The following is a 12791-nucleotide window of genomic DNA, read 5'->3' as shown; positions in this document are numbered from 1 at the left end:
CTTCTCTAGTCAAATGACTTCAATTGTGCTAAAGTAAAAAATGAGGTAGTTTGGAAATAAGGAGGATCATCTTTTGTATAATTTTATTTTGGGCGTTATCTTAGTTTTGTCAGTGATTATAGTTATAACGATCATGATGCAACCTAGCAAACAAAATAGTGCTGCAAGTGCTTTTACTGGTGGCGCAGATCAATTGTTCGGAAAGCAAAAGGCACGCGGCTTTGAGGCTGTGATGCAACGATCAACCGCCGTTTTAGGTGCGATCTGGATGATTTTGCTCTTCGCATTAATGTTTTTATCAAGCAAATAAAACCGACCTCTCAAGCGAGAGGTCTTTTTTATTTTGTATTTGTACTAAATCAAGTACACTTTAAGTGAGTACAGAGCTAGAGGTTCTATTGAACTTACTTTATACAGACTAATAGTTAGTATGTATGTAAAGGAAATAAGAAGCTATAATCCATAAAAAGGACTTTATGTTTGCTTTATTACATGGTGAGTTCAGCAGAACGATACAATGAGGAGTGAAGGAAAAATGAATCAAGCACCTGAGTCGTTGTTTTTACCCCATGGAAAACGAGCGGTTCTACTTTTACACGCTTATTCGGGCAGTCCCAATGATGTGCGGATGCTGGCGCGCTTTTTAGAGAAATTGAATTACACGATTTATGCTCCGCTTTTCACAGGACATGGGACATTGAATCCAATGGATATCTTGCAGGAGACTTCTGATCAATGGTGGCAAGACTGTAAAAAAGCTGTAGACTTTTTACAGTCGCAAGGATATAAAGATATTGCAGTTTTAGGACTTTCAATGGGTGGAACCTATGCAACTCGATTATTGAGTGCAATGCCTGACAGCTTTGTAGGAGGCGGCTTTTTCTGTTCACCTATTGCACCTGTTAAAACCAACGTGACAGAAAATTTTCTGTTGTATGCTAAACAAGTCATGGAGCGGAACGATGCCTCGGTGACAAAAGAAAGAATTGAAGGTTACCGCCCCTTAGTAGAACAGCAATTAGCAATGATCGAGGAACAGGCTCATATCGCTTATGAAAATTTAGCCAAAATTAATCGTCCTTTTTTTATGGCTCAAGCAGGTCAGGATGAAATGATTGAAGCAAAAGGGGTCTTTCAAACAGCAGCGCGTTTACAGCAGACTTCCTTTACCTTAAACTGGTACCCAAACAGTGGTCATGTGATTACCATAGGACCCGAAAGAAGACAATTAGAACAAGACGTGGCAGATTTCTTAGCTAGTCTTGGCTGGAGAGAAAAAAATGGAGAGAAAAACAATTAAAACAGAAATATTGGCTGGATTGAAAGCGACCAATAAAAAAAGCCTTTCAATGGAAGAATTAGCAGAAATTTTGGATATGCAAAAAAGTGACGATTTCAAATTATTGGTCAAAACTGTAGCACAGCTGGAGCGAGAAAAAGCATTAGAGTTTAATAAAAAGGGACGAATTAAATTACCGTTCCAACCGATTGAAGTAGAAGGGATTTTTCGACGCAATGAGCGCGGATTTGGTTTTGTGACGATTGATCCAGAAGAGGCGGATGTTTTCATTCCAAAAGAAGAGACAAACTTTGCGATGGATGGAGATATCGTTATGATCGATATCCAGAAGAACGCGGATCTGTTTTCTGATCGAGGGGCTGAGGGACGAGTTGTTTCTATTAAAGAACGCAAGATTCAACAAATCGTTGGCGAGTTCACTGCTTTTGATGTCGATGAGATAGCAGAGACTGATTTGTTTGGTTATGTGATTCCAAAAGATAAAAAAAATGCGCAATTTAAAGTCTTTATTGTAGCAGAAGGGATTCAGCCGGTCGATGGAAGCATCGTTATCGTTGAGATTACTCATTATCCGGAAAAAGGTTATGCAATGAGCTTGGAAGGTTTGGTCACTAAAGTAATCGGTCACAAGAACGACCCGGGTATGGATATTTTATCGATTGTGATTGCACAGGGAATTCCAACTCAATTCTCGGAAGAAGTTCAGCTTGCATCGGAACAAGTACCTGATAAAATTGTAGAATCTGATTTAATTGGTCGTCGTGATTTACGTGATCAGCAAATCATTACGATTGATGGCGCGGATGCGAAAGACCTAGATGATGCGGTAACAGTTCGGAAGTTAGATAATGGAAATTATTTCTTGGGTGTACATATCGCAGATGTTTCCTACTATGTAACTGAAAATAGCATATTAGATAAAGAGGCATTCGAACGAGGTACAAGCGTCTATTTGACAGATCGTGTGATTCCAATGATTCCACAACGACTATCTAATGGTATTTGTTCTCTAAATCCACAGGTCCCACGACTGACAATGAGTTGTGAGATGGAGATTGAACCCAATGGTGCGATCCTACATCATGAGATATTTCAAAGTGTCATTCAAACGAGTGAACGTATGACTTACTCTGCTGTTAACGCAATTCTGGAGGAAGAGGATTCAGAGACAATCAAAAGGTATCAGGATTTAGTTCCGATGTTTCACTTGATGAAGGAACTCCATCAAATTCTTGAATTGCGGCGAAAACGTCGAGGAGCAATCAATTTTGAAGATCGTGAAGCAAAAATTATTGTGGATTCTGCAGGACATCCAGTGGATATTGAACTGCGCGAACGTGGTGTTGGCGAACGATTGATTGAGTCCTTTATGTTGGCTGCAAACGAAACCGTTGCTGAACACTTTAATCGTCTAAAACTACCATTTATTTATCGAATACACGAGCAACCAAAAGAAGAAAAGATGCAGCGTTTTTTTGATTTTGCAGCAGCGCTAGGTATTCTAGTGAAAGGCACTAAGAATACGATCACTCCGAAAGATTTACAGCAAGTAATCTATGATGTAGAAGATAAACCAGAAGCAGCAGTAATCAACACAATGTTGTTGCGAAGTATGCAGCAAGCGCGCTACTCTGAAGACAATTATGGTCATTATGGCTTGGCAGCCGAATACTATACTCATTTCACTTCCCCGATTCGCCGCTATCCTGATTTGATCGTCCATCGATTGATTCGAAATTACGAGCAAGATCAAAGCGATGCGACAAAAGAGAAATGGGCAGAAGATTTACCTGAAATCGCTGATCACAGTTCGAAAATGGAGCGAAGATCTGTAGAAGCAGAGCGTGAAGTCGATAGTATGAAAAAGGCCGAATTTATGGCTGAAAAAGTCGGTGAGGAGTTTGACGGTATTATTAGTTCTGTTGCCAAGTTTGGTATTTTCATCGAGTTACCAAACACGGTAGAAGGTATGATCCACTTAAATGAATTGAAGCAGGATTATTTCCACTTCGTTGAAAATCAACTAGCGTTAGTTGGAGAACGAACTCGCCAAACCTTTAAAATTGGGCAGAAAGTACGAATAAGGGTCACTAAGGCAGATCCAGAAACTCGAGAAATAGATTTTGAATTGTTAGAAGCAGAAGAACTGCCTCCTTTGGAAGTACCGAAAAACGATCGTCTTAATCAACGTCGTAAACCAAACGGTGGAAGAAAAAATAATAAGGATTCTGCCAAGTACCAATCTAAAAAAGCAGATCGTTCTAAAGGTGGAAAAGAGAAGAAAAAGAAAAAAGGCAAGAAGCCTTTTTATAAGTCGGTTACTAAAAAGAAAAAGTCTGGAAGAAAGAAGGGATAGCATGCCAAAAGGCGAGGGTAAATTAGTAGCACAAAATAAAAAAGCACGTCATGATTATACGATTATTGATACGATTGAAGCTGGAATCGTTTTGCAAGGGACTGAAATCAAATCAATTCGGAATAGCCGTATTAATTTGAAAGACGGGTTTGCTCGAATTCGAAATGGCGAGGCGTTTTTATACAATGTTCATATCAGTCCTTACGAACAAGGAAATATTTTCAACCATGATCCTGTACGAACACGTAAATTATTGATGCATAAAAAACAAATTGCTCGTTTGACTGGTGAAGTTAAAAATGCTGGAATCACATTAGTGCCATTGAAAGTTTATTTAAAAGATGGATATGCGAAGGTTTTGATTGGCGTCGCGAAAGGGAAACATCAATACGATAAAAGAGAAAGTTTGAAACGTAAAGATGTAGATCGGCAAATCAGCCGAACACTGAAAAACTATTCACGTTAGCAAAATATTCTTTTTCGCATATTTGGTGACAATTTCTTTACTTCACAATGGATTTTGATACGATTAGTTACAATCTATACTAGCCTTTTTGTGGGCAAAACCAGCTAATTAAGGCGTATAGTCAGGGATAAAATAACGTTAGAGAAAATGTCTCTGAGTTATTCGAAAATTTTTAGGAAAATTCTTTGAAATTTTCTTTCTCTGGTGGTAACATACGATAGTATTTTGAGGAGCAGCGCTAGGCAGGCACGAGCTGACACGAGTCGCTGGGAAGAGAGGTGAACTGAATTGGATGAAAAATCTTGGGTTTTCCATATTGGCCCCATATGGTTTGATGGTACGGTAACAACAATGATTATTTTGACATGTGTGATTGTCTTTTTCCTTGTTTTTGCGTTTACACGCAATCTATCATTGAAGCCCAAAGGAAAGCAAAACGCAATTGAGTGGGTCATTGATTTTACTACGAACATTGTTGGCGACAACATGCCTCGTAAAGAAGTCAGAAATTTTAGTTTGTTCTCATTTACGTTGTTCTTATTTATTTTTGTAGCAAATCAAATTGGACTGGTCACAAAGATCGTTACAGGTGATGAGGTAACTTTTTGGAAGAGTCCAACAGCAAATCCTTTTGTAACAATGGGATTGGCCTTACTTGTATTGGTCTTAGCCAATTACTTAGGAACAGAAAAACTGGGCCTAGGTGGTTACATCAAAAATTCTTTCTTCACACCAGCAGGATTATTTCCTATTAAGTTGATGGAAGAATTTACAAATGTTATTACGTTGGGACTACGTCTTTACGGGAACATTTTTGCAGGTGAGGTATTGCTTTCGCTGATCGCAAGCATGGTTACCAGCGCAGGATGGTGGACTTTACCATTCGCTATTCCGCTTGAAATGATTTGGATCGCATTCTCATTATTTATTGGTAGTATCCAAGCTTTTGTTTTCACAACTCTATCGATGGTTTATATCAGTCATAAAATCGAGGTAGAATAAAAAAATTAACATACTTTTAGGAGGAAATTTATTATGAACTTTATCGGTGCAGGAATCGCAATCATGGGAGCCGCAATTGGGGCTGGTTATGGTAATGGACAAGTAATCTCAAAAGCAATTGAATCAATGGCACGTCAACCAGAAATGTCAGGACAAATTCGTTCAACAATGTTTATCGGTGTTGGTCTAATCGAAGCTGTGCCAATTCTAGGTGTTGTACTTGGTATGTTGATGGTTTTCCAAGGTTAATAATAATGCTTTTTTATTGCGACTCATCCCAAGGGTGAGTGAAAGGACCGTTTGGCGGTTCTTTTAAATGAGAAAGAACAGAAAGGAAGACCGAGTATGCTGAATCTAGTTATTGCTGAGGCTGTCAATACAACACTCGGTAATTTAATCGCCGTTACAGGAGCTTTTGTCATCCTAATGGCATTATTAAAAAAATTCGCGTGGGGTGCAGTTCAAGATATCCTGAAAAAACGTGAAGATAAGATCGCCAATGATCTAGATTCTGCCGAACAATCTCGGATCAAGGCGGCTGAGTTGGAAAAAGAACGTGAGACTCAGTTGGCTAGTTCTCGTAGTGATGCGGCAGATATCATTAAAAATGCGAAAGAAAGTGGCGAGTTGAGCCGTCAAAACATCATCAAGGATACAAAAGAAGAAGTGACTCGTCTAAAAGATCGTGCACAAGCGGAAATCAAGGATGAACGCGAAAATGCATTGACTTCTGTCAAAGATGATGTGGCAACACTTTCTCTACAAATCGCAGAAAAAATCTTGAGCAAAGAGCTGTCACAAGATGCTCATCAAGATTTGATCAATAACTATATGGATAAGTTAGGTAATACGAAGCATGAAGCTTGATAAATATACTGTTGGTAAACGTTACGGAAAAGCTTTGTTTGAATTGGCGATCGAAAATGAAGCTGCCGATGCCGTTTATCAAGAGTTATTGACAATTCGGGAAATCTGTAAAGAAATACCCGATTTAGGAAATATTTTGACTGACGTTCGTTTAGAAAGTGCCGAAAAGAAAGCGATTATGGATGCTTTCACTGGTGGTTTTGACGGCATTGTCAAAAACTTTCTGTTAGTTGTCTTTGAATACAATCGAAGCGATGATTTGCCCTTTATGATTGAAGAGTTTGAACATCGCTATGATGAATTAAATAAAATCGCACACGGAACAGTCACCACGGCTGTGCCGCTCTCTCAAGAAAAGAAACAAGAACTTGAAGCAAAAGTCGCTGATGTTTTTGGCTACCAGAAGGCCACGCTAACCCCGTTAATTGATGAATCAATTCTCGGCGGTGTCATTGTTGAAGCCGATCATCAAGTGATCGACGGCAGCCTCGCCAGCCAATTAAATGGTCTACGAGCAGCACTTAGTAAAAAGTAGAGAAGAAGAGGTGAAATGAATGGCCATCAAAGCAGAAGAAATCAGTGCTTTAATCAAAGAACAGATTCAAAATTATGACAATAAACTGTCTGTTGAAGAAATAGGAACAGTTACTTACGTTGGGGATGGGATTGCCCGTGCTCATGGGTTAGAAAATGCAATGAGTGGAGAACTTTTAGAGTTTTCTAACGGCTCTTACGGAATGGCACAAAACTTAGAAAGCAATGATGTCGGTATCATTGTTCTAGGTGAATTTGAGTCCATTCGAGAAGGAGATAAAGTAAAACGTACAGGTAAAATCATGGAAGTGCCGGTTGGCGATAACATGATCGGTCGTGTGGTCAATCCATTAGGCCAACCGATTGATGGAATGGGGCCGATCGAAACGAGTAAAACACGCCCAGTCGAAGCTATGGCTCCTGGCGTAATGCAACGTAAATCAGTTTCAGAGCCAATGCAAACTGGCTTAAAAGCCATTGATGCCCTTGTTCCAATTGGTCGCGGCCAACGAGAATTAGTAATTGGCGATCGTAAAACTGGTAAAACGTCAATTGCGATTGATACGATCATCAACCAAAAAGGTCAAGATATGATTTGTATCTATGTTGCTATCGGTCAAAAAGAGTCTACTGTACGCTCACAAGTAGAAACACTTCGTAAATTTGGTGCTATGGATTATACCATCGTTGTAACAGCTGGTGCATCTCAACCTGCACCGCTATTATTTATTGCGCCTTACGCTGGAACTGCGATGGGTGAAGAATTCATGTACAACGGCAAACATGTATTGGTTGTTTTTGATGATTTATCAAAACAAGCCGTTGCTTATCGTGAACTTTCCTTACTATTACGTCGTCCGCCAGGTCGTGAAGCTTATCCAGGGGATGTTTTCTATTTGCATTCACGTCTATTAGAACGTGCAGCAAAACTTTCTGATGAATTAGGCGGCGGTTCATTAACTGCCTTGCCATTCGTAGAAACACAGGCTGGAGATATATCTGCGTATATTCCTACTAACGTAATCTCGATCACTGATGGACAAATCTTCCTAGAAAATGATTTGTTCTATGCTGGTATTCGCCCAGCCGTTGATGCAGGTCTATCTGTATCACGGGTTGGTGGTTCCGCACAAATCAAAGCGATGAAAAAAGTTGCCGGAACTCTTCGTTTAGATCTTGCCAGCTATCGTGAATTAGAAGCCTTCACCCAATTCGGCTCTGATTTAGATGCTGCTACTCAAGCAAAGTTGAATCGTGGACGCCGAACAGTTGAAGTACTGAAACAAAAATTGCATGATCCGCTTCCTGTTGAAAAACAAGTTGTGATTCTTTATGCCTTGACTCATGGTGTGCTTGACAGTATTCCAGTTAACAGTATTTTAGATTTTGAGGCACAATTATTTGAATATCTGGAAACAAATCATTCAAACATGTTTGCGACAATCCGCGACACGAAAGATTTACCAGATACAGATAAATTAGATGAAGCAATTCAAGAATTTAAAGATATTTTTGACGCTTCCGCAGCTAACCAAGAAAAAGCATAATCGAGGTGAGAACAAATCATGGCATCCTTAAATGAAATCAAAACACGGATTGCATCGACAAAGAAAACTAGTCAAATCACCAACGCTATGCAAATGGTATCCGCATCTAAATTAACGAAGTCAGAAGCTTACTCAGCGAAATTTCAACTTTATGCTTCAAAAGTACGTGAAGTACTGACACACTTAACAGCAAGTGAATTGACTGAGTTGGCCAACTCTGGTCGGGAATTAGGCGGCATCAATTATCACAGTATGTTGTTGAATCGTCCAGTCAAAAAAACTGGTTATATTGTGATTACTTCTGATGGCGGTTTGGTCGGCGGTTATAATAGTTCGATCTTAAAACAGACCATGACGATGCTTGAAGATGATCATGATTCTGCTGATGAATATGTTTTGTTAGCCATTGGTGGAACCGGTGCGGACTTTTTCAAAGCTCGCGGCGTTAAATTAGCTTATGAGTTACGCAATTTATCAGATCAGCCAAGCTTTGATGAAGTACGAAAAATCGTCTCTATGACGACCAGTATGTATGAAAATCAGGTTTTCGATGAACTGTATGTATGTTATAACCATCACGTCAATTCATTATCTAGTCAGTTCCGGGTGGAAAAAATGCTGCCGATTTCTGACTTAGATCCAAGTGAAGCACAAACGTATCGCGAAGAATATTTATTCGAGCCTTCAAAAGAAGCGATACTTGATCAATTACTTCCGCAATATGCAGAAAGTCTGATCTATGGTGCGATTGTTGATGCTAAAACAGCAGAGCATGCAGCTGGGATGACAGCGATGAAGACAGCGACAGATAACGCAAGTGCTATCATTGATGATTTAACGATTTCATATAACCGGGCACGTCAAGCGGCGATCACCCAAGAGATTACTGAAATTGTCGGCGGGGCTTCCGCATTAGAATAATTTCGAGATTGGAGGAAAAAACATGAGTTCAGGCAAGATTGTTCAAGTTATTGGTCCCGTTGTCGACGTGGAATTTTCTTTAGATCAATCCTTACCAGACATCAACAATGCGTTGATTGTTTATAAAAAAGATAAAACAAAAGTCGTTCTTGAAGCTGCTTTGGAACTTGGTGATGGTGTCATTCGCACAATCGCCATGGAGGCTACTGACGGTTTGCAACGAGGGATGGAAGTTGTCGATACTGGCAAATCAATTTCTGTTCCTGTAGGTAAAGATACTCTAGGTCGAGTCTTTAATGTATTGGGGGAAACAATTGATAAGGATGCGCCTTTTCCAGAAGATACTGAAAGAAGCGGTATTCATAAAAAAGCTCCTGCCTTTGAAGAACTTAGTACGAGTAATGAAATTTTAGAGACAGGAATCAAAGTTATCGACTTATTAGCACCTTATTTAAAGGGTGGGAAAGTCGGACTTTTCGGTGGTGCTGGTGTTGGTAAAACCGTCTTGATCCAAGAACTGATTCATAATATCGCACAAGAACACGGTGGTATATCAGTGTTTACAGGTGTTGGAGAACGTACTCGTGAAGGAAATGACCTTTATTATGAAATGAAAGACTCTGGCGTTATCGAGAAAACGGCTATGGTGTTCGGACAAATGAATGAGCCGCCCGGTGCGCGTATGCGGGTTGCCTTAACAGGTTTGACATTAGCTGAATATTTCCGTGATGAAGAAGGACAAGATGTGTTGCTGTTTATCGACAACATCTTCCGGTTCACTCAAGCAGGCTCAGAAGTTTCTGCTTTACTAGGTCGTATGCCGTCAGCTGTTGGTTATCAACCAACTTTGGCGACTGAAATGGGACAATTGCAAGAACGGATCACTTCAACGAAAAAAGGTTCAATAACTTCTATTCAAGCCATTTATGTACCAGCCGATGACTATTCTGACCCAGCTCCAGCGACTGCTTTTGCCCATTTGGATGCAACGACCAATTTGGAACGTAAATTAACGGAGCAAGGGATTTATCCGGCCGTTGATCCATTGGCCTCATCCTCAAGTGCTTTAGCACCTGAAATCGTTGGAGAAGAACACTATCGTGTGGCAACAGAAGTTCAACGTGTCTTGCAGCGTTACCGCGAATTACAAGATATTATCGCCATTTTAGGGATGGACGAATTGTCTGATCAAGAGAAAGTAATCGTATCTCGTGCTCGTCGGATTCAATTTTTCTTGTCACAAAACTTTAACGTAGCCGAACAATTTACTGGTCAACCTGGTTCATATGTGCCTGTTGAAAAAACAGTTGAAGGCTTTAAAGAAATCCTTGAAGGAAAATATGATGATCTTCCAGAAGATGCCTTTCGTAGTGTAGGTACAATCGAAGATGTAATCGAAAAAGCGAAAACTTTAGGCTACTAGAAAGAGGTGCCCGATGGAACAAGAAAAAAACAAAGTTCTGCAAGTGAACGTTGTTACTCCGGATGGTAACGTCTATGATCATAATGCAACTATTGTTGTTGCTAAAACAGTCGCTGGTGAAATTGGAATCTTACCTAACCACGCACCGATCATTGCGCCTCTTGCAATCGATGAGGTTCGTGTTCGTCGAACGGATTCTGATACACACGTGGACTGGATTGCAGTTAATGGAGGAATCATGGAGGTTCGGGACAATGTGTTGACAATTATTGCTGACACGGCCGAACGCGAACGTGATATCGACGTATCCCGTGCTGAAAGAGCCAAACAGCGTGCGGAAGCACGGATTCAAGAAGCGCGTGAAAAACAAGACACGGATCAACTAAGTCGTGCCGAAGTTGCTTTGCATCGTGCGATGAATCGGATTAAGGTTTCAAAACATCGTTAAAATTTTGAAAAAGGTTATGTCAAATTTTTTTGACATGATCTTTTTTTTATTCGTAACTCGCAATTAGAATATAGCCTTGAGTAAAAATTTGTTGAAAGTATCAATACCAAATTTCACTAATAAATTTTTAGTGTTTTGACAAAAAAATCTAAATGAAAATTTTTAAAGAACTTTTTAGGAATAATAAAAATTACTTTTGACAGTTAAGAAACAAAAAATAAATTTTAAGTTTTTTAAAAGTTTCTGTACAGTCCTTTGGGTGAGCAAAGTGTTCTTCTTTACATGAAACTGTGATATAATCCAACTGTTGATTTTTTTTGAAAGGATATGAATTATGCAGGTATATGGAATTGATGCAATCGTTAGAATCGTCTCGCATTTTTCCTTCATCTATTTAGCTTTTTGGGCTCTAAGATCATTGCGCACAGAAAATCTTTTTAAAGCATTCAAGGAAACACAAGTACGGCTTGTGATCTTGATGCTGTCCATTGCTTTAGGTTTTGCTTGCAGCACATTCTTTTTAGAAATCATTCTTTTGTGTAAAAATATATTTTTGACATTTAGTTAAGGTACATATACAAGGAAATCGATTAGCTTTTTTTGGAGGGAATACAATGGAAGAGATCATCGTTCGTGGTGGTAAACAATTAAAAGGAACAGTACATATTGAAGGGGCAAAAAATGCCGTACTGCCGATTTTAGCTGCGACTTTATTGGCTGAAGAAGGAACATCAACTTTGAGCAATGTTCCGATTTTATCTGATGTCTTTACCATGAATCAAGTGATTCGTTATTTGAATACAGATGTTGAATTTAACGAGGAAAGTAAAGAAATCACAGTGAATGCAACACGTCAATTAAACGTGGAGGCACCTTATGAGTATGTTAGTAAAATGCGTGCATCAATTGTCGTAATGGGACCTTTATTAGCACGTAATGGTCATGCTAAGGTGGCGATGCCAGGTGGATGTGCGATCGGCAAGCGTCCAATCGACCTGCATTTGAAAGGATTCCAAGCGTTAGGTGCGAAAATCATTCAAAAAAATGGTTATATCGAAGCGATTGCTGATGAACTAGTGGGAGATACAATTTATTTAGATTTCCCAAGTGTTGGTGCAACTCAAAATATTATGATGGCTGCTGTAAAGGCCAAAGGCACAACCGTGATTGAAAACGTAGCTCGTGAACCTGAAATCGTTGATTTGGCAAACTTCTTGAACAAAATGGGCGCTAGCATTCATGGTGCAGGTACAGAGACGATGCGTATTGAAGGTGTAGAGCATCTTCATGCAGTATCGCATCCAATAGTCCAAGATCGGATCGAAGCTGGAACATTTATGGTTGCTGCTGCGATGACTGAAGGAAATGTTTTGATCGATGGCGCGATCCCTGAACACAATCGTCCCTTGATTTCAAAATTGATTGAAATGGGTGTTAAGATTACGGAAGAAAACGATGGTTTGCGCGTGATTGGTCCTAAGACGTTAAAAGCGACTGATATCAAAACAATGCCGCATCCAGGTTTTCCAACAGATATGCAGGCTCAAATGACAGCTATTCAATTAGTCGCAGATGGAATCAGTACTACGACAGAAACAGTTTTTGAAAACCGTTTCCAACATTTAGAAGAAATGCGTAGAATGAATGCGCAAGTCAAAATTGATAATAATGTGGCATTAATCAAAGGCGCTTCAGAGTTGCAGGGGGCAGAAGTTTACGCCACAGATTTACGTGCGGCTGCGGCTTTAGTTTTAGCGGGTTTGCGAGCAAATGGCATTACTCGTGTACGTAATCTAAAATATTTAGATCGTGGATACTATCAATTCCATAAAAAACTTCAACAATTAGGTGCAGATGTGGAACGTGTAGACAACGAAAGTAAGAAAGCAACTGACGTAGCGACTGTTTTAGCTTAAGGAGTGGATAC

Annotated in this window: 14 protein-coding genes; all 14 read left to right on the top strand. The window is 39.7% G+C overall.

All coding sequences use genetic code 11. From position 1 onward, the window contains the following. Positions 1-73 precede the first annotated feature (73 nt). The 14 genes from secG to murA all read left to right on the top strand — a co-directional run bounded on the left by secG (position 74) and on the right by murA (position 12780). Positions 74-310, top strand: coding sequence for a preprotein translocase subunit SecG (gene secG / locus JZO85_RS15340; RefSeq protein WP_207109394.1), 237 nt, complete (start codon positions 74-76; stop codon positions 308-310). A gap of 225 nt (positions 311-535) precedes the next feature. After that, positions 536-1300, top strand: a complete 765-nt coding sequence (locus JZO85_RS15335) for an alpha/beta hydrolase (RefSeq protein ID WP_207109393.1) — start codon at positions 536-538, stop codon at positions 1298-1300. After that, positions 1281-3656: a ribonuclease R gene (rnr, locus tag JZO85_RS15330; protein ID WP_207109392.1), complete on the top strand. Its 2376-nt coding sequence runs from the start codon at positions 1281-1283 to the stop codon at positions 3654-3656. Before JZO85_RS15335 ends, rnr begins: the two co-directional genes overlap by 20 nt. A 1-nt stretch (position 3657) precedes the next feature. Beyond that, positions 3658-4122 carry an SsrA-binding protein SmpB gene (smpB, locus tag JZO85_RS15325; RefSeq protein ID WP_207109391.1) on the top strand — a complete coding sequence of 155 codons (465 nt, stop codon included), beginning with the start codon at positions 3658-3660 and terminating at the stop codon, positions 4120-4122. Positions 4123-4410: 288 nt separating this feature from the next. Continuing rightward, positions 4411-5124, top strand: a complete 714-nt coding sequence (atpB, locus tag JZO85_RS15320) for a F0F1 ATP synthase subunit A (RefSeq protein ID WP_207109390.1) — start codon at positions 4411-4413, stop codon at positions 5122-5124. 33 nt (positions 5125-5157) lie between these two features. Continuing rightward, positions 5158-5373 carry an ATP synthase F0 subunit C gene (gene atpE / locus JZO85_RS15315; RefSeq protein WP_010746753.1) on the top strand — a complete coding sequence of 72 codons (216 nt, stop codon included), beginning with the start codon at positions 5158-5160 and terminating at the stop codon, positions 5371-5373. A 96-nt stretch (positions 5374-5469) separates the two neighbouring features. Next, positions 5470-5991 carry a F0F1 ATP synthase subunit B gene (atpF, locus tag JZO85_RS15310; RefSeq protein ID WP_207109389.1) on the top strand — a complete coding sequence of 174 codons (522 nt, stop codon included), beginning with the start codon at positions 5470-5472 and terminating at the stop codon, positions 5989-5991. Continuing rightward, positions 5981-6526, top strand: a complete 546-nt coding sequence (atpH, locus tag JZO85_RS15305; RefSeq protein WP_207109388.1) for an ATP synthase F1 subunit delta — start codon at positions 5981-5983, stop codon at positions 6524-6526. Before atpF ends, atpH begins: the two co-directional genes overlap by 11 nt. A gap of 19 nt (positions 6527-6545) precedes the next feature. Further along, positions 6546-8072 carry a F0F1 ATP synthase subunit alpha gene (atpA, locus tag JZO85_RS15300; protein ID WP_207109387.1) on the top strand — a complete coding sequence of 509 codons (1527 nt, stop codon included), beginning with the start codon at positions 6546-6548 and terminating at the stop codon, positions 8070-8072. 15 nt (positions 8073-8087) lie between these two features. Continuing rightward, positions 8088-8993 (top strand): F0F1 ATP synthase subunit gamma, encoded by a 906-nt coding sequence (locus JZO85_RS15295; protein ID WP_207109449.1) that lies wholly within the window; start codon positions 8088-8090, stop codon positions 8991-8993. A gap of 22 nt (positions 8994-9015) precedes the next feature. Beyond that, positions 9016-10416 carry a F0F1 ATP synthase subunit beta gene (gene atpD / locus JZO85_RS15290; protein ID WP_207109386.1) on the top strand — a complete coding sequence of 467 codons (1401 nt, stop codon included), beginning with the start codon at positions 9016-9018 and terminating at the stop codon, positions 10414-10416. 13 nt (positions 10417-10429) lie between these two features. Continuing rightward, a complete protein-coding gene (locus JZO85_RS15285) occupies positions 10430-10864 on the top strand; it encodes a F0F1 ATP synthase subunit epsilon (RefSeq protein ID WP_010746747.1) in 435 nt (144 codons plus the stop codon). Positions 10865-11198: 334 nt separating this feature from the next. Then, entirely contained in the window at positions 11199-11432 is a 234-nt protein-coding gene (locus JZO85_RS15280) for a DUF1146 family protein (RefSeq protein ID WP_207109385.1), read from the top strand. A 46-nt stretch (positions 11433-11478) separates the two neighbouring features. Continuing rightward, positions 11479-12780: a UDP-N-acetylglucosamine 1-carboxyvinyltransferase gene (gene murA / locus JZO85_RS15275; RefSeq protein WP_207109384.1), complete on the top strand. Its 1302-nt coding sequence runs from the start codon at positions 11479-11481 to the stop codon at positions 12778-12780. The last annotated feature ends 11 nt before the right edge of the window (positions 12781-12791 follow it).

The sequence above is a fragment of the Candidatus Enterococcus murrayae genome (assembly GCF_017315985.1).
GTDB lineage: Bacteria > Bacillota > Bacilli > Lactobacillales > Enterococcaceae > Enterococcus_A > Enterococcus_A murrayae.
This window is presented reverse-complemented; position numbering and strand designations above follow the sequence as displayed.